Here is a 19,453-nt window from a genome sequence, read left to right as displayed (position 1 = left end):
ATCAAAGTCTCGTTTAAAAAAACAGATATGCCAAAGGCAGGTGAAAGGGTCAGCGGTGAATAGAATAAAAATTGGCGAATATACATGGACTGGATTTTAAGACCTGTATAGTATTTAAGTATAGCCGCTGATGAGGGCAGATTTAAAAAAACGCATACTGCCTGTCAATTCAGGTATATGATTCGCTATTTAATGCTGGTGGGTAAATAAAAAACTTGACTTATCGCCTGTTTCATACCTATAATATCGCCACTGCATTAGTGATGTATCAATGTAAAATTAATGGGGCAGATAGCTCAGTTGGTAGAGCACAGGACTGAAAATCCTGGTGTCGACGGTTCGATCCCGTCTCTGCCCACCACTTACAATCCTTCAAAGATCTCCCGCATTTAGCACCCCTCCATATCTTGCGAACACAGCAATACAAGAAAGCAACGTTTTTCCTATTGCAAGTTTTTTGTAACTATTCAGTGTAAACATTACATGAATCCCGGCGGGTTCATGTTTGCAACCGTTCGTCGTGAGCTCAGCCGAACGGTTACAAGCCTGAACCCGCGAATGTAGTTCCAGTACCATTACGTTCCCAAACAGATACTTCACTATGTTCAGTACAAGGTTTGGGAACGAGTTACGCTCTGATCTCCGGTAGTTTAATAAATTACGCTGAATAGTTACAGTTTTTTACAAAAACACAAATATACGGTATAGTATTACCTTATACAAATACAATGGAAATCGTGGCAACATTTCTGGAAAAGCAACGTATCTTTAAAATACCTTTCGATAAATTTCACTCTCAAAAAGTCATTCTTTTATAGTTTTATAAAATTAATTATTTTCAGGAAGCAAAGGAAAATGAAAAAAAGTCTATTTGTTTTATTATTTTATACAATGATAATTTTTGCAGGCAGTGTCTCCGCAAATACATTTACATTGGGAGCGCCGGCAAATGCTGTGACAAAACGGGCAAATCAGCAAACCAGTGATTTTATATATAAGGAGTTTGAAGAGTTTGTTAAGGTAATAAAGGCGCTGCAGGAAAAGTATGTTGAAGAATTGGATATTAACACTATTTTTACAAACGCATACCGTGGAATGATGTCGGAGTTGGATCCCTTCAGTCAATATATAAGTCCCGAAGAATTAGAAGAGCTTAAGATCGAAACGGAAGGGGAGTTTGAAGGTTTAGGTATCGAAGTAATTGTCAGGCATGGGCTAATAACCGTAATAACCCCCATACTCGATTCTCCAGCATTCAAGGCAGGGATATTGGTAGGAGATCGCATTCTCAAGGTTGATGGCATACCAACCAAAGACATAGCTATTCGTGAAACCGTAAAACTCCTTCGGGGGAAGCCGGGCACAACAACAACCCTTACTGTTTTGCATGAGGGAGAATCTATGCCGGTGGATATTACAATACAGCGGGCAAAGATCCATGTAAACAGTATAAGAGACGTAAAAATGGTGGATGAAACGGAGAAGATTGGCTACTTAGCTCTGATAAATTTTCAGGAAAACACCGTTGATGATCTGGATAAAACAGTGAAAGAATTATTGAAGCAAGGCATGGAAGGTTTAATATTGGACTTGCGATTTAACCCTGGAGGATTGTTGAGCGCCGCCGTGGGTGTTTCTGACAGATTTTTAAAAAAGGGCGTTATTGTTTCAACCCGAGGCAGAGGTCCTGACCAAAACATTCTGTACCGCGCCCGCAGAAGCGGCTCCTATCCTGATTTCCCGCTGGTAGTACTGGTAAATAACGGAAGCGCCAGCGCATCTGAAATTGTCGCCGGAGCGATAAAGGATAATAAACGCGGTTTGCTGGTAGGCATGAAAACATTTGGCAAAGGATCTGTGCAGAGCCTGGTTCCAATACGCGAAGGCAATGCCGCCTTAAAACTAACGACCGCCAAATATTATACGCCATCGGGAGAATGTATCCACGAAAAAGGGATTGAACCCGATATTGAAATTCCGCTTGATTTTTCCCAGATGAGGGAATTGCAGGTAGAATTGTCAGCGGCGAAAATAGGCAGGAAAGCGGCTGATAAGGAAAAAGAACCCCCTCTCTTCAAAGATTTGCAACTCGAAAAGGCAATAGAGGTAATAAAAGGCATGGAAACTGACGGGAAATAAAATAACTAATAAGAGAATGGGCATTAATTCATGGATTTTTACTACAGGCAAGAGGGCATACCTGCTTTTTTCTCCAATTTAGGGAGAATACGTTTCTCAAAAGACTAAAGTGTTACCATTGTTTCTATTGCCAATCCCATCCCTCAATTATTTTATGGTGTTGATAATCTGTGCGGTCATAACGAAGGGGGGTAATGGAGATATACCCGTCACGAAGCGCACTCAGGTCGGTTCCTTCTTCATGGTATTTGGATTTATCTGCTCCTGTCAACCAGTAATAAGCCCTGCCGCTTGGGTCAATACGTTTTTGAAAAACTTCTTTAAAATCCTGCGTGAATTGGTGTGTTATCTTAATCCCTTTTATCTGATCAGGCGGAATTGCAGGAATGTTTACGTTTAAGAGCAAATTTTTGGGTAGATTATGGCTTAAAATACGTTGTATAATGCCTTTTGCTACGTCTGCCGTCCTGTGGATGTCATCATAGTGTTCTGTTATTTCGAAGGAAACCGCGATGGATGAAAATCCCATGACAGTGGCTTCCACCGCTGCCGCTACCGTTCCGGAATAAAGGATGTGGATGCCCACGTTTGCCCCCATATTTAGCCCTGATATGACAATGTCAGGCTTCTCCCGCATAATCTCATTTACGGCAAGTTTTACACAATCTGCCGGCGAACCGTTAACGCCGTACCCGATAAATTCATTGTTCATGTGCACTTTCCTGATACGCAGGGGTTGGTTGAAAGTGATGGAATGCCCCACGCCGCTTTGCTCAATATCCGGCGCAACAACGGTAACGGTTCCCAGATCCTGAATATAGTGTTTTAACGAAGCGATTCCCGGTGCATAAATACCATCATCATTTGTGAGCAAAATCTGCATATGTTTTATCCTTAATAAGGAGTCTGCCGTATATTCGCCGTACACACGTAATAATCATATTTCCAATATGGATTTTTTGCATTGATATCTGTTGTAATTAAAACAAATCAAGCAACGCCTTTTTCTTTCTACTATGGTCTTCTTCTGTAATAAGCCCCTCCTTCAGTAAATCTTTTATTTCCCTGAGCTGATTTTTTATATCCATATCATTCATTCCATTATTCAAAAGCATTTCCTTTTTATAATCATAGTCTTCCTGTAAAAGAATCCCGTCATTGAGTAGTTCGCGCAATATAAGTAATTTGGCTTTGATTTTACTTTCCCTTTGAACGACATTCGCGCCAGGTTCCACTTGTTGATAACCGGATGAAGAGTGAATATTGCTGCCAACTTTTTCTTTTTTTTGCAGTTGGTTATAGAAATCAGACTTGTCGGACTCGGAAATGTCCGGTTTTTTTATTTCAGGCCTCTGGTATGTTTCATCTGATATGTTTATGACCAGCCAGTTTTTGTGCCCCGGTTCAAAGGCTTGTCCATACGCAGGCAATAACGCCCAAAAACGACTGCCTTTTATCTTCGTCGGGTCTTCTTTTGCCGTACCCATCCCTTTTTTCTCAGACACCAAATCGCTGTACGTTTGGAACTTTTGTACCCGGCTAAAAACAATATTTAGACGGCTATCCCTCATAAACATAACGCAGTAGTTCTGTTTGTCCGCGAAAAACGGCCGCCCTGAGTACGAGACAACCTCTATTACCTGTGCAGGAGTTGCTACAGAAAAAGCCTGGATAATCAAGGGCACAAGCCTGCTGATTTCGTCATCCTGAAAGACGTTCACAGATGTACTCTTTTTCAAAAGCCCCTTTTCTTCGAAATAAATCTGCGATAATACATTACCGATAACATCACTGTTCATTTCATAAGGATGATTGAATTGCACAGAACCCCTGTTTGTTTTAATGGATAATTCTTTATGCCTCACCTTAATCTTTCCATCCTCATATGTTTCTGCGCGAATTGCACCCGAAATATGAAAAGACAGCATGCAGAAGATAATACTCAAAAACAAATTGGTTTTTTTAAAATGTGTATTCTTTGAATTCACCCGATTATTTCTACTACTTCCGAAAGGTAGCATATTTCAATTAATTCAATCCCAAAATCTTTTCCTAATCCTTTAGCGTTATCTTTTGGAATAACTGCTCTTTTAAAACCCAACCGTTGAGCTTCTTTTAATCTGATTTCAATTTGATTTACACTTCGCACTTCACCGCCAAGGCCAACCTCGCCAATGACTACCATATCCGGAGGTATTGGTTTCTCTTTAAAACTTGAGGCAATTGTCATTGCGATACCAAGATCCGCCGCAGGTTCGTAAACATGAACCCCCCCTACAATATTCACAAAGATATCCTGGCCTCCCAATTTTAAACCAATTCGCTTTTCAAGTATGGCAAGGAGCATCGATACCCTGTTATAGTCAACGCCGCTGACCTTTCTTTCCGGCATGCCAAACGTTGCCTTTGTTGCAAGCGCCTGAATTTCTAACAGCAAAGCGCGTGTTCCTTCCATACAGGGAATGATTGTAGAACCTGCGCCTACTCTCATACCCTGTGAAATAAAAATCTCCGATGGGTTGTCAACCGGATGTAATCCGTTTTTTCTCATCTCAAAGATTCCAATCTCATCCGTGGATCCAAATCGGTTCTTAACAACCCTTAGAATGCGATAGCATTGAAATTTTTCTCCCTCAAAGTACAAAACGGTATCAGCCATGTGCTCCAACATCTTTGGACCTGCAATTATACCTTGTTTGGTTACGTGTCCTACCAGAAATATTGCAGAACCCGTAGATTTCGCGGTAAAAATCAGTTCATTTGCGCATTGTCGTACCTGAGCAACGGTGCCCGGAGAGGATTCTAGCTGGGGCTTATAAATCATTTGGATGGAATCTATCACCACCAGGGTAGGATGTGTGTTGTGTATATTTTCTAATATAAAATCTAAATTTGTCTCAGAAACAACGAGTAATTTAGGCGACAATACGGATAGCCGCTCTGCCCTGAGTTTTGTTTGAGCAACGGATTCTTCTCCTGTGACATAGAGCGTGGTATATCCTTTTTGACTGACGTGCTGACATACTTGTAAGAGGAGTGTTGATTTGCCAATTCCCGGCGTTCCGCCGATCAATACCGCTGAGCCAACAACCAAACCTCCCCCCAGGATTCTGTCAAATTCGCTGATTCCCATTTCGATACAAGGGCAATCCTGAAGTTTTATCTCAGTTATCGGAATGGGAAGTTGTCTGTCAAGCATGGCAGACAAGGAAGTAGCGCCAACGGAATCATTACTATATTCCTCTACAGTGGAATCCCATTCTCCGCAACCGCCACAACGCCCTACCCACTTTAAACTTTTCCATCCGCAACTTTGGCAGACGTAAACAACAGATGTTTTCGCCATGTATCGTGAGAGTTATTCACCCCTCAATTGTTTCGTGCGAAAAAATAAAAAAGGGCAAAAAAAGCCCTTTTAAAATTTTTACCAACAAGAATTATGGTATTAAAAACACATTAAGCGACACTTGCAGAGCCTGGATATTTTTAAAGGATTATTTGTTGCCGCTAAAAAAAAGAAATGTAAGCCGGAAATGATTCTATAATGCTGCTTTATGTAATAATGTTATCTAACAAATTTTTATTTAATATTACACCCCTATTTGCATAGCGTATGGGAGAAGCATTTGCCTGTTTATAGCAAATGCTTCGCCCATACTTTTGTTGGCATATCTCAAATTAATTAAATGCCATTTTCAGCATTTGCCAGCGCTGGTTCCGGTTCTTCAACAATATCCTCGAACACCAGCTTGCCATCTTGCAATAAAACTTTCACACTGGATTTTCCTTCGAATCGTCCCTGCAAAATTTCCTCAGAAAGAGGATCTTCTAAATAATTTTCAATAGCCCTCCTGAGTGGTCGGGCGCCAAAATTTTGATCATATCCCTTGTCTATAAGGAAATTCAATGCTTCATCTGTCATTGTAATGCTGATTTGATACGGTTCCAATCTCTTTTTCACGTCAACAAGTTCAATTTCAACAATCTTCTTCAAATCATCTTTGTTTAAAGGTTTAAAAACAATAATATTATCTATTCTGTTTAAAAACTCCGGACGAAAATGTTTTTCTACCTCCTTTTTCAATTGTTCTTTCATTACCTCGTAGTTATCCTTCTCCGAAGCTTTACGAAATCCTAAAGAGGCCTGATTTTTAATAACCTCCGCGCCAATATTTGAGGTCATAATAATGATAACATTACGGAAATCAACATGCCTGCCGAAACTATCGGTAAGTTTTCCTTCATCCATGATCTGTAACATCATGTTAAAAACATCCGGATGCGCCTTTTCAATCTCATCTAATAAAACAACCGCATAAGGACGGCGGCGAATTTTTTCCGTTAACTGCCCGCCTTCCTCGTAGCCGATATAACCCGGAGGAGCTCCTATTAATCGTGAAATACTGTGCTTTTCCATGTATTCTGACATATCAATCTGTACCAAAGAACCTTCTTCTCCAAAAACCAATTTGGCGAGAGATCTTGCCAAATGTGTCTTACCAACACCGGAAGGGCCTACAAAAATAAAAGAGGCCACAGGGCGATTTGGATTCTTCAGTCTAGCGCGTGATCTTCTGATTGCTTTGGAAATTGCCCTGGTTGCCTCTTCCTGGCTTATCACCATTTTATGAAGTTCCTCTTCCATATGAAGCAATTTATTTGCCTCTGTCGATTCTATTCGTGAGATAGGTATGCCGGTCATTTTCGACACTACTTCATCAACAATTTCAACATCAACCTCCCCTTCCAGTTCGGCATGTTTTTCCCGCCACTCTCTTTCGACAACTTCCTTTTTCTTTTTCATTTTGTCCGCTTTATCCCTTAACCGTGCCGCCCTTTCAAAATCTTGTATTGCCACGGACTCATCTTTTTCTTTTTCCAGCCGGATAATTTCGTCTTCCAGATGTTTTACGTCCGGCGGTTGCGTGGTTGCTTTGAGTCTTAACCTGGCGCACGCCTCATCGATTATATCAATAGCTTTATCGGGCAAAAATCTTCCGGTAATATAACGCACGGAAAGTTCAGTTGCGGCTTCTAATGCCTCGTCGGTAATTCTTACTTTGTGGTGAGATTCATAGCGGTCGCGAAGCCCTTTTAGTATTTCAACCGTTTCTTCTTTCGACGGCGGCTCTACGATAATTGTCTGGAACCTTCTTTCTAGCGCACCGTCTTTTTCGATATATTTTCTGTATTCATCCAAAGTGGTAGCTCCGATACACTGTATTTCACCACGGGACAAGGCAGGTTTTAAAACATTTGAGGCATCTATAGCGCCCTCTGCCCCTCCTGCGCCAACAAGGGTATGTAACTCATCAATAAAGAGTATGATGTTTTTTGCCCTTTTTACTTCTGACATTACCGCCTTGATCCTCTCTTCAAACTGGCCTCTGTATTTCGTACCGGCTACCATCATTGCGAGATCAAGGGCTACTATTCTGCGCCCTCTCAGCAACTCAGGAACATCCCCGTGAACCACTACCTGTGCAAGGCCTTCAACTATCGCAGTTTTTCCCACGCCGGCTTCCCCCAGAAGAACAGGATTGTTTTTTGTTCGCCTGCATAAGACCTGAACAACACGTTCAATCACATCTTTCCTTCCAATAACCGGATCAAGTTCTTTTTCTCTGGCCTGCTGTGTAAGATCGCGCCCGAAAGAGTCAAGCGCAGGAGTTTTGGAACGTCCTTTCTTTTCTTCTTTTTCCTGTGATTGACTGTTTTGCACCGATTCCGAGCCCAGCAAACCAATTACTTCCTCCCGTACTTCTGCAGGTTTAACGCCCAGGTTCAATAATACCTGCGCGGCTACACCTTCCTGCTCCTTCAACAAGCCCAACAATAAGTGCTCCGTTCCTATATAATTATGTCCCAGCGCCCGCGCCTCTTCCATCGCATATTCCAGCACCTTTTTTACGCGGGGCGTGAACGGAAGCTGCCCTACCGATACCAGATCAGATCCACCTTGCACTATCTTTTCTATTTCAATACGTATTTTCTTTAGTTCAACATCTAAGTTTTGCAGAACATTAGCCGCAACGCCGCTTCCTTCTTTCACCAGCCCTAATAATATATGTTCTGTCCCAATATACTCGTGATTAAACCGCCTTGCCTCTTCCCGCGCAAGGGCCATAACCTTTCTGGCACGATCAGTAAATCGATCAAACATAAAACACCTATCCTTTCAAAGTTTCTATCTTTTCAAGCCGTTTCCTTACATACAACGCACGAATTATATTTCTTTGCGAAGAAGTAAGCTCGCGCCCTTCTAACTTTTGTAAATGTCCCGGTAAAGTAAGAACAAAAAGTTCATTTAATGTTTTCATTTCAATATCATTGATAATTCCCAAATTAACGCCCATCCTCACTTGCGAGAGAAGATGCATGATTTCTTCCGAAGTAATCATGCGTGCAACCTTCAGCATCCCGTACGATCTCCACACGCGGTCTTCCAGTTGTTCCCTGCTTTCAGCGATCAGGGACTTTCTTGCAATCCGTTCGTAACTGGTAATCCTGGGAATTACCCCTTCAATAATTTCAATAATTTCGGCCTCTGATTTTCCAAGGGTAAACTGGTTTGAAATCTGATATAAATCCCCGGAGACCTGCGTCCCTTCTCCGTATAAACCTCTCACTACCAAGCCAAGCTTCATTACTGCATTAAATACTTTTTCTATATGATGTGTCATTCCCAACGCCGGCAAATGAAGCATTACCGATGCCCTCATCCCCGTACCAACATTTGTGGGACAGGCCGTTAGATATCCAAATTGCGATGAATACGCATAGTTTATTTTTCTTTCCAGTTTGTTATCAATAATGTCTATCGTTTTCCATGTTTCCCGAAGCTCAAGGCCGGAACGGATTACCTGTATTCTTATATGATCCTCTTCATTGACCATAACGCTAATATTTTCCGATTTTTCAAAAGCGACGCCTCTCTCTTTTTCACCTTCTGCATGTTCCCTGCTAATGAGGTGTCTTTCTACGAGAAACAGCCGGTCAACAGAAGAAAGTTCTGACAGGTTAATATAACTAAGGGCAGGTGCAACATCCGCGTCTATAATCTTTGTTCTTATAAGTTCCTCAAGTTCCTTCTTTTGTTTTACATTAGCACGGGAAAGAAAGGGATATTTTGCCACATTTCTCGCAAGGCGAATCCTGCTGCTTATAACAATGTCAGATTCCGGTCCCGTTCCCCTAAGCCATTCACCTGTATTATCAGCCAAATCACTTATTTTCATTATTATCGCCCGAAAGTTCGTATATTTTATCTCTCAACTCAGCCGCCCTTTCATAATCTTCCTTTTCGATTGATTTATTCAATTCATTTCTAAGCTGCATGAGTTCATTTTTTTTAATCATTTCTTTCCCCGCCCTGGAAGGCACTTTTCCCACATGCTGTGCGCTGCCATGCATTTTTTCAAGCAAAGGGATTAACCCCTTTCTGAAAACAGTATAATCCATAGGGCAACCAAGTCTCCCGTGTGAACGAAATTCCAAATATGATAATCCGCAAACAGGGCATACAATCTTGGATAACTCGTTTATCCCCGGAGCAACCTGATTAATAAGATTTGTTAATATTTCTGTAGGAGAAGGTACCTTGGCAATCTGCGTGCTTACTCCTTGCGCACATTCTTCACAAAGATGCCGTTCTTTCTTCACATTACCAACGATTTCCGTCAAGTGCACGGTTGCGTATTTTTTGTTGCAGGATTCACATTTCATGCTTTGTCACCCCCATAAATCTTTCTGCGGGAAAACATTACTTCTTTTCCCATTTTAACAAATCTGTCACCCTTCCTAAAGAACTTTTTTCAGATAATATTTCTTTACGAATCCTATTTTCTTTTTCCAGACAATCCATGCCATAGTTAACACTAATTTCAGATTCCGCCTGAGGTACTGCCATGAGCCCATCCTCATCTCCGATTATCCAATCCCCCGGCATGATTTGAATTCCGGAGATATTCAGAGGCACATTAATTTCCCCCAATCCTTTGGGTTCTCCCGCATCAGGCATGACTAATTTTGTATACACCGGAAAATTCAATTGCTTCATTTCCGCCGTATCGCGAACCGCTCCATAAACTACCAAACCGCTTAATTTTTTTTGTATAGCGCTGTGCGTAGCCAGTTCTCCCCAAACAGCAGGCCCCGTTCCGCCGGCATCAATTACGATTACATCCCCTTCTTTCGCAATATCTATGGCTTCTACAGGCTTAGCCCAGTCGCCGGGATAGGTTCGAACGGTGACGGCAGTGCCTATGAGTTTTATGGAAGGATTTACCGGATACAGCCCTACAATACTTTTCGCGCGATGACGGCCATCGGATATGTTTGCGGTCGAAAGTTTCATGAACGCATTCCGGACGTCTTCGCGGGTTACTCTTTTGAAAAAGCCGGTCTGAATTCTTCTGTTTTCTTTAACAGCTTGCCTGATATTGTTTGCCGCATCCCTGGCGTTTTCTGATTTACTGATATATCCGCCAACAATTACGATTTGCGCCCCGGCATTGATCGCATCAACAACATTTTCAGAATTTATGCCCCCCGCGACAGCAACAGGGGTATGCGCATTTTCGCATATGTGCCGTAATACATTAAAAGGTGTTTTTCCGCTCATTTGATCGTCGATTGCGGTGTGGATAGAAATATAATCGACGCCGCATTTTTCAACAATTCCGATACGTTCATCAATTGCGTCAGTATCCATAAAATCAGCGCATACTTTTATGCCATAATTTTTACCGGCCAACACGCATTCCCGTATCGTTGCACCAGGCGCATTGCCCATTACCACCGCAATATTGGCGCCTGCTTTTGCAGCCATTTCCATTTCTACGCGTCCGGCATCCATAGTTTTCATGTCAGCAACCAGCATCGTATCGGGAAATATTTCTCTCAGCCGGCGAATGGCATTCATTCCTTCGCTTTTTATAAGCGGGGTGCCTATTTCCAGCCAATCAGCGCCACCTTCTATTGCCTCACTGGCAACCTTTATCGCCCTGTGAATATCCACAAAATCAAGAGCTACCTGAATAATAGTATGCTTTTCAGACATTATTAAAAAAATCCTTATTCAAAATACGTTGCGCCACATCGGTCTGATTCCCACGTAGTAACTTTTTCAACCTTTATGCCTGAGGGCATGGCACTTGTTAATTCTCTGTAAATCATTCTGGAAATGTTTTCGGTGGTTGGGTTTTCGGCCTTAAAATGTTCCATGTCATTTAAGTACGTATGATCAAATTTTTTTGTAACGTCTCCGATAAGCTTTTTTGCTTCTCTGAAATCAATCACCATTCCAAGATTGTCCAGCTTTTCCGACTTCAAAACAACCTGAACCTTCCAGTTATGGCCGTGAAGATTTTCACACTGTCCTTTATATCCCCGAAGATTATGTGCCGCCGCAAAATCCGTATCGATTATAAGTTCGAACATAAATATTGCTCCGGAAAGAAATGGTTTTTAAAGAAAGGTATTACAAAACGCTGCACTTTTTAGTAAAAGGGACGGGCAATTGGACAAACATTGCTTTTTACCTGAAGCTTTGAAAAAAGCTTATCCGCGGCAAAATTAAAAGTCAAGGGTTTTAATCGAAAGAAAGAATGTGCTTAACGTCTTTTTATAAAAAAACATAGGATAACCATTCCTTCATTTTCAATGGCTCATTTTCTTTTGAAATGTTTGTACAATTCATCCAAAGAAAGTGATAGTGTCGTCGGCCGGCCATGGGGGCAGTTATTTGTATAGGCATTGATATTTTTTTTCTTTTCCATGAGTTCTTCTATTTCCCGATACTCTAATCTTTGCCCCGCTTTTACCGCGGCCTTGCATGCCATGATATTGACTAGTTTATTCATGACGCCTTCATTGCCCTTTCGGGAATCTTCCTCGCCAAAATCATGCGTCAGGTTTTCTATAAATTCTTTTCCATTTAAATGTTTCAGGATTTGGGGAAAGGAACGAATCATAATGGTATTGCTTCCAAATTCCTCGATCTCTATGCCAATGCCTTCCAGTTGTTCTTTTATGCTTAATACGAAAAAAAAGTCTTTTGGGTTCAATTCCACAAGTTCCGGGATCAGTAATCGCTGGCGGGGAGATTGAGATGACTGCATTCCTTTCAATATTGCATGGTACAGGATTATTTCATGCAAGGCATGCTGGTCTATAATATTCAAACCCTCATTCGTCTCTTCTACAATAAAGGCATTGTGAATCTGAAAATACCTTTTTTTGCCGGAGAAAATCGCTTTCCCAACAGATATCTCTTCTCTTATGGGCATGGCCGTGGTGTGCTTCACATCCGTAGATGGCCCTGACGCGGGCGTTTTTTCCACTGTTTTTTCAAAAGGAAATTGTTCCCATAAAGAGGTGTTTCTATGATCAACTGTATCGGTGTTTCCCAAGTCTCTTTGAAATGTTTTTTCCGGCGTCACTATATCAATGGATTTGGGCTGTGATTTATTCAAGGCGTCTTTTAGCGTAGAGAGCACATAATTAAAAACAACACTCTTATTCCGGAACCTTACCTCTGTTTTTGTGGGATGGACATTGACGTCCACCTCGGACGGTGCAACCGTTAAAAATAAAAATACTATGGGGTATCGTTTGTTCATTAATTTCCCATGGTAAGCGTCGCTGATTGCACGGTAAATAGCCGTATCCTTAATATAACGTCCGTTTAGAAAAATAAATTGCAGCCTTCCATTCGCTTTGTTCAGGAATGGCGGTGCAATATATCCTTTGAGGGAAAACAACTCTTCCCGGAGAAAGGCAGATAAAAGATGTTTTTTCAACTCACTGCCAAAAAATGTCTCAATTCTTTCTATTACTTCCTGAACGGGCGGAAGGTTAAATACCGTTCTGTTGTTGTGTCTTAACGTAAAATGGATATTCGGATAACACAGGGCAAACCGCGTTAACACGTCTGAAATATAAGACATCTCCGTCGGCGCCGTTTTCATAAATTTCTTACGCACGGGAGTATTAAAAAAAAGATCCTGCACCTCTATCTGCGTGCCTTCCGGCGCCCCGCATTCTCTCACATCGCCAATGCGGCCCCCTTCGGTTTTTATTTCTGCGCCACTTATCGCCCCTCTTATTCTCGAAGTAATTTTTGAGTTAGATACCGCACCAATACTGGGCAGGGCTTCGCCGCGAAACCCCAGTGTGTTTATCGCAAACAAATCTTCCGCGCTGGATAGTTTGCTGGTAGTGTGGCTTCGGAAAACAAGAGCGAGGTCTTCCGCGTCAATACCAACGCCATCGTCGGATATTCTTATCAGTTTTCTTCCCCCGTCTTCCAGATAAACATCGATCCTCTTTGCCTCTGCATCAATGGCGTTTTCAATGAGTTCCTTCACAACAGCGGCAGACCTGTCAATTAACTCGCCTGCCGCAATTTTATTAATTACCGACGGAGGAAGAATTTTAACTTTACCCATTTTCACACACTGCCCTAAATCCTAAACAAAAAAAATACTCACAGTAAAAATCTGCGGTAACCCTTTTTTGATATCCTTATTAATAGTAAATTGTCTCTTGGCTTCTGACACAATACCTTTTTTCATGCTACACAACAAATTTATTAGATGCATTTAACATTGACTATTTATTATAATGCTATTCTAAATTAAATCTTAACATTTTTATTAAAAAACGCACTTTCCTTATTATAATATTTATCAATAACTTCAGAATCATTGCCGCCGAGTTAAGAATTATTTTACCGAATAACTCCCTTTTGCCCTGCCAGAAATTGGATATGGGCAGACAGATTTTCTTGCAGCTAATTTAACTAACCCCCGATGAACGGAGATCACAACGAAACATGAAAGTCGTCCGGATTGGTATTAATATAGTATCTATTGTATTCATAAAGAACTTGTAGTTAATTTTACAATGTTACATGGAAAGACTTTCATATAGAACAACACCGACTTCAAACTTTTAAATAGCAGGAATATAAATGGAATTTGAAGGAAGAAAAAGGGTAATTATTGAAAACGTAAGACCGCAAATTGATTGCGGTCGTTTTCCAGTAAAACGAGTAATTGGAGAGAAGGTAGTAGTCCAGGCAGACGTCTTTACTGACGGACACGATGATGTTATCCCTGTTTTATTACAACGTAAGGCCAGCGAAAAGGTTTGGCTGGAAATACCCATGAAGACTCTGGGAAATGATCGATGGGAAGGAAACTTTACTGTTCGGGAAATCGGCATTTATTATTATACAGTTGAAGGATGGGTAGATCACTTCACCACATGGAAAAAGGAACTGAAAAAAAAGTATGACGCAGGGCAGGAAATAAGCATGGATATTTTGACAGGCGTTGTCTATATTCAAAAATCATCAGCGCTGGCAACAAAGGATGATTCCAAAAAACTTCATGTATTTGCTAATACCTTAAAAACAGAAAAAAATACAGCAGGAGCCCTTTCTCTTGCCTTTAATGAGGAATTAGCTTCGCTTATGAAAACATGGCCAGACAAAAGTCTGTCAACTCTATATGAAAAAGAATTAGGAGTAGTGGTGGACAGGGAAAAGGCTCTTTTTAGCGCCTGGTATGAATTGTTTCCGCGTTCCTGCAATTCTGAACAGGAAAGAGGCGGCACATTGAAAGACTGTGAATCACTCATTCCTGAAATCGCAAATATGGGTTTTAATATATTGTACTTGCCTCCAATTCATCCTATTGGAATAACGAACCGAAAGGGGAAAAACAATTCCCCTGTCTCACAAAAGGGAGAGCCTGGAAGTCCCTGGGCAATCGGATCGCACGAAGGAGGGCATACGTCAATACATCCTTCCCTTGGTACAGAGAAAGATTTTCAAGCGCTGATAGAACGGGCGAGGGAATATAATATTGATATTGCATTGGATCTTGCGTTTCAGTGTTCCCCGGATCATCCTTATATAAAAAAACACAGGAACTGGTTCAAGATACGACCTGATGGTTCAATACAACATGCGGAAAATCCTCCAAAAAAATATGAAGATATTGTTCCCTTTAATTTTGAAACGGAAAACTGGAAAGGACTTTGGCATGAGCTGAAAAATGTTGTCTTTTGCTGGATTGAACGCGGGGTTCGTATATTCCGGGTGGACAATCCACATACAAAACCGTTTGCTTTTTGGGAATGGTTGATAGGAGAAACACAAAAAATCTATCCGGAGGTAATTTTTCTTTCAGAGGCTTTTACGAGGCCAAAAGTAATGTACCGATTGGCTAAAATAGGGTTTACACAGTCATATACCTACTTTACCTGGCGGAATACAAAACGGGAACTGACTCAGTATGTCACTGAACTCACACAGGAAGAATTAAAAGAATATTTCAGGCCGAATTTCTGGCCAAATACGCCGGACATTTTACCGGAACAACTGCAATATGGAAGAAGACCAGCATTTATAATACGGTTTATCCTGGCAAGCACCCTGTCTTCTAATTACGGTATTTACGGACCTGCCTTCGAACTTTGTGTCAGTGAAGCGGTAACCGGTAAGGAAGAATATTTTAATTCCGAAAAATATGAGATAAAACAATGGAACTTGAACATGCCGGGAAATTTAAAGGATCTCATAACAAGGATAAATCGGATACGCATAGAAAACGCAGCATTGCAGGATACAGGGAATATACGTTTTTATGAAGTTGATAATGAACATCTTCTCTTCTATGGAAAGACAACAGAAGACCTTTCCAATATTATACTCGTCGTTGTCAATCTGGACCCGCACCATGCTCAATCGGGCTGGGTCAATGTTCCGATAAAAATATTGGGAATAGACGCAAATCAGTCATACATGGTGCATGATCTGTTGAGCGATGAAAAATACGTGTGGCAGGGGAAAAAAAACTATGTAGAACTTCAGCCCGATGCCACTCCCGCGCATATTTTCCGAATAAGGAAAAGGCTGAGGAAAGAAACCGATTTTGATTATTATATGTAAAGGAGTATCGCTCTATGCCGCCAAAAGAGATGCTTCACGCTGAAGAACCCCTCTGGTATAAGGATGCAATTATTTATGAACTGCATGTAAAGGCATTTTACGATTCGAATAGCGATGGGATTGGCGACTTCAAGGGCGTCACGGAAAAGCTGGATTATCTGGAAAATCTCGGCGTAACCGCTTTATGGCTTCTGCCCTTTTATCCCTCTCCCCTAAAGGATGACGGATATGATATCGCGGACTATTTTGGCATTCATCCCGATTACGGAACATTAAGAGACTTCAAACTCTTTATCAAAGAGGCGCATAAAAGAGGTTTGAAGGTAATTACGGAACTCGTTCTCAACCATACCTCCGACCAGCATAAATGGTTTCATGCCGCCAGGAGACCGAAACAGAAATCAAAAATGAAAGATTTTTACGTGTGGAGTGATACGTCTGAAAAATATAAAGACGCGCGAATAATTTTTAAAGACTTTGAACATTCCAACTGGACATGGGATCCGGTTGCAAAGGCATATTACTGGCATCGTTTCTACTCACATCAACCCGATTTAAATTTTACGAATCCGGCCGTGCAAAAAGAAATGCTCAGGATTATCGATTACTGGATTGATATGGGAGTCGATGGCTTCCGTCTGGACGCAGTGCCGTATCTGTTTGAAAAGGAGGGGACAAATTGTGAAAATCTCCCTGAAACCCACGATTTTTTGAAAAAACTGAGGGCACACGTTGAAAGCACGCACAATAATGTTATGCTCCTGGCAGAAGCAAATCAATGGCCAGAGGATGCTGTCGTATATTTCGGCAATCAGGATGAATGCCATATGTCGTTCCATTTCCCCCTCATGCCGAGATTGTTTATGTCAATATGGATGGAAGACAGATTTCCGATCATTGATATCTTCGATCAAACCCCGCTATTGCCGGAAACATGTCAATGGGCTCTTTTTTTAAGAAACCACGATGAACTCACCCTTGAAATGGTAACCGATGAAGAGAGGGACTATATGTACCAGGTATACGCAAGTGATCCCGTTGCAAGAATAAACCTCGGCATCCGAAGACGGCTGGCTCCCCTGCTAGGGAACAACAGAAGAAAGATAGAGCTTATGAACGCGCTCCTTTTTTCCCTGCCGGGTACGCCCATTATTTATTATGGAGACGAAATCGGGATGGGGGACAATTTTTACCTTGGAGACAGAAATGGCGTACGAACTCCCATGCAATGGAATGTCGACCGGAATGCTGGATTTTCAAGGGTAAACCCCCAGAAACTCTATCTGCCTATCGTTACCGATCCGGAATACCATTATGAGGCAATTAACGTGGAAAATCAGGAAAAGAACCACGCGTCACTTCTCTGGTGGATGAAACGGGTAATAGCCATGAGAAAACGGTATAAGGCATTTGGAAGAGGGAGTATAGAATTTCTTTTCCCTGATAATCCGAAAGTACTCGCATTTATCCGCCATTATCAGGACGAGCATATCCTTGTCGTCATGAATCTCTCACGATTCTCTCAGGTAGTGGAATTAGACCTTTCAACGTTTTCCGATTGTACGCCGGAAGATGTGTTTAGCGGAAATAAATTCCCAAAAATAACGAAATCTCCTTATGTACTTACCATTAACAGGCATGATTACTTTTGGTTTCTGATACAAAAAGAAGCGGAAGAATTACGTCTTGCAAAAGACGAAAGTATCCCTGAATTGAGTATAAACGGAAAGTGGGAAACTGTTTTCCAGGGAAAAACGGCGGTAAAATTGGAAAAAATGATTTTGCCTGTTTATCTTAAAAAGAGCAGATGGTTCGGCGGCAAGGCATCGGATATTCAAGAAGTCAAAATTATTGAAAATATTTCATTGCAGAAAGACACGCATACCACACAACTTATCCTGATTGAGGTAAAATATAACGGCAAGGAATCTGATAGGTATGTCCTTTCTTTTTCTTATCTGAGCGGAAGCGAAGCAGAAACAATGCTGCATGAAAACCCCCAGAAAATTGTGATGAAACTGAAAACAGATGATACTGAAGGGATTGTGTATGACGGCATTTATGATGAAGAATTTCAAAAGTTTATATTGAAAATGGCGGTAAACAGATTGTCAGTAAAGGGTACTCAGGGAAGACTTGTCGTTCATACCGGGAAAATGCATAAACAATATAAACTGAAAGAATTGCTTTCAGAAAAATCATCCGTATTAAAAGCGGAACAGAGCAATTCATCATTACTCTATGGTAAAGAATTAATTTTCAAACTTTACCGACGCCTTTGCGAAGGTATTAATCCGGAGTGGGAAATTGGCAGATTTCTAGGCGAGTATACTTCATTCGCCAACGTTCCGGCATTTATAGGGGAAATAGCATATGTGAGAAAGGGAAATCAACCGATATCGATCGGTATCCTCCAGCGCTTCATTCCCAATCATGGAGACGCCTGGTCATATACACTTGATTCATTAATGACGTATTTTGACAGGGTCTTTGCAAAAAAGAATGAAATTCCGGAAATGCCCGTGATGTCTTTTTCCCTTTTAGAAAGTACGTCGCATGAAATACCTTTGCTGTTTAAGGAATTAATTAGCGGGGTATATCTTGAGATGGCATCGCTTTTGGGGAAAAGAACGGCCGAATTGCATATCGCGCTGTCAAAAGAAACGGATAACAACGAGTTTCGCCCCGAACCGTTTTCACGGCTGTATCAAAGATCTCTTTATCAATCAATGCAATCTTATCTGAAAAAGGTTTTCGCCTTGCTCAGAAAAAACATGAAAAAATTGCCAGAGAATACAAAAGAATCAGTCGATAAATTGCTATTGCAGGAAAACAGAATAATAGAACTCTATAAAAACATCTTTAAAAAGAAAATTTCCGCTTTGAAAATAAGGATACACGGCGATTATCACCTGGGCCAGGTTCTTTACACAGGAAATGATTTTTTTATTATTGATTTTGAAGGAGAGCCTGCAAGGAGCCTTAGCGAAAGGAGACTAAAAAAATCCGTATTAAAGGATGTAGCGGGAATGATACGGTCTTTCCATTACGTGTCAAATACCGCTCTCTTGAAACATATCACCATACGCCCGGAAGATATACCCGTGTTGGAACCATGGACAAACCTATGGTATCAATATGTGGCAGGAATTTTCTTAAAATCATATATTGAAACGGCAAAAAATACCCACCTTTTCCCTGAAAATAATGAAGATTTTACCATGCTCCTTACTTCTTTTCTTTTGGAAAAGGCAGTTTATGAACTGGGATATGAATTAAATAACCGCCCGGAATGGACATCGATACCCATAAAGGGCATTTTACAACTTTTGGAAACAAACAAATGATGACAGA

At 41.2% G+C, this 19,453-nt stretch carries 12 protein-coding genes and 1 tRNA gene; 4 read left to right on the top strand and 9 right to left on the bottom strand.

From position 1 onward, the window contains the following. Positions 1-285: 285 nt before the first annotated feature. Positions 286-361 (top strand) — tRNA-Phe (locus tag M5U24_RS14820). A gap of 494 nt (positions 362-855) precedes the next feature. Further along, positions 856-2,139 carry a S41 family peptidase gene (locus M5U24_RS14815; RefSeq protein WP_164994662.1) on the top strand — a complete coding sequence of 428 codons (1,284 nt, stop codon included), beginning with the start codon at positions 856-858 and terminating at the stop codon, positions 2,137-2,139. 124 nt (positions 2,140-2,263) lie between these two features. Here M5U24_RS14815 and surE read toward each other — a convergent pair whose 3' ends face one another. From surE to mutL, 9 genes are all read right to left on the bottom strand, one after another. Next, on the bottom strand, positions 2,264-3,022 hold the full coding sequence (surE, locus tag M5U24_RS14810) for a 5'/3'-nucleotidase SurE (protein WP_164994661.1): 759 nt from the start codon (positions 3,020-3,022) through the stop codon (positions 2,264-2,266). Between the two features lie 97 nt (positions 3,023-3,119). After that, positions 3,120-4,067 carry an SHOCT domain-containing protein gene (locus M5U24_RS14805; RefSeq protein ID WP_164994660.1) on the bottom strand — a complete coding sequence of 316 codons (948 nt, stop codon included), beginning with the start codon at positions 4,065-4,067 and terminating at the stop codon, positions 3,120-3,122. 56 nt (positions 4,068-4,123) lie between these two features. Next, entirely contained in the window at positions 4,124-5,485 is a 1,362-nt protein-coding gene (gene radA / locus M5U24_RS14800; RefSeq protein WP_164994659.1) for a DNA repair protein RadA, read from the bottom strand. Positions 5,486-5,821: 336 nt separating this feature from the next. Next, a complete protein-coding gene (locus M5U24_RS14795) occupies positions 5,822-8,302 on the bottom strand; it encodes an ATP-dependent Clp protease ATP-binding subunit (RefSeq protein WP_099324369.1) in 2,481 nt (826 codons plus the stop codon). A 7-nt stretch (positions 8,303-8,309) separates the two neighbouring features. Beyond that, positions 8,310-9,377 (bottom strand): protein arginine kinase, encoded by a 1,068-nt coding sequence (locus M5U24_RS14790; RefSeq protein ID WP_099324370.1) that lies wholly within the window; start codon positions 9,375-9,377, stop codon positions 8,310-8,312. After that, positions 9,364-9,864 carry a UvrB/UvrC motif-containing protein gene (locus M5U24_RS14785; RefSeq protein ID WP_099324371.1) on the bottom strand — a complete coding sequence of 167 codons (501 nt, stop codon included), beginning with the start codon at positions 9,862-9,864 and terminating at the stop codon, positions 9,364-9,366. Before M5U24_RS14785 ends, M5U24_RS14790 begins: the two co-directional genes overlap by 14 nt. Before the next feature lie 37 nt (positions 9,865-9,901). After that, positions 9,902-11,200, bottom strand: a complete 1,299-nt coding sequence (gene hxlA / locus M5U24_RS14780) for a 3-hexulose-6-phosphate synthase (RefSeq protein ID WP_099324372.1) — start codon at positions 11,198-11,200, stop codon at positions 9,902-9,904. A gap of 14 nt (positions 11,201-11,214) precedes the next feature. Beyond that, complete coding sequence (gene queD, locus M5U24_RS14775) at positions 11,215-11,580, bottom strand: 6-carboxytetrahydropterin synthase QueD (protein WP_099324373.1); 366 nt, start codon at positions 11,578-11,580, stop codon at positions 11,215-11,217. A gap of 227 nt (positions 11,581-11,807) precedes the next feature. After that, positions 11,808-13,589: a DNA mismatch repair endonuclease MutL gene (gene mutL / locus M5U24_RS14770; RefSeq protein ID WP_099324374.1), complete on the bottom strand. Its 1,782-nt coding sequence runs from the start codon at positions 13,587-13,589 to the stop codon at positions 11,808-11,810. Positions 13,590-14,113: 524 nt separating this feature from the next. Here mutL and M5U24_RS14765 point away from each other — a divergent pair. Together M5U24_RS14765 and treS are read left to right on the top strand one after the other, a co-directional pair. Next, positions 14,114-16,099, top strand: a complete 1,986-nt coding sequence (locus M5U24_RS14765; RefSeq protein WP_298202833.1) for an alpha-1,4-glucan--maltose-1-phosphate maltosyltransferase — start codon at positions 14,114-14,116, stop codon at positions 16,097-16,099. A 14-nt stretch (positions 16,100-16,113) separates the two neighbouring features. Further along, complete coding sequence (gene treS / locus M5U24_RS14760; protein WP_298202831.1) at positions 16,114-19,446, top strand: maltose alpha-D-glucosyltransferase; 3,333 nt, start codon at positions 16,114-16,116, stop codon at positions 19,444-19,446. Positions 19,447-19,453: the final 7 nt, after the last annotated feature.

It is taken from the genome of Candidatus Kuenenia sp. (assembly GCF_027493735.1).
In the GTDB taxonomy this organism is placed as follows: Bacteria; Planctomycetota; Brocadiia; order Brocadiales; family Brocadiaceae; genus Kuenenia; species Kuenenia stuttgartiensis_A.
This window is presented reverse-complemented; position numbering and strand designations above follow the sequence as displayed.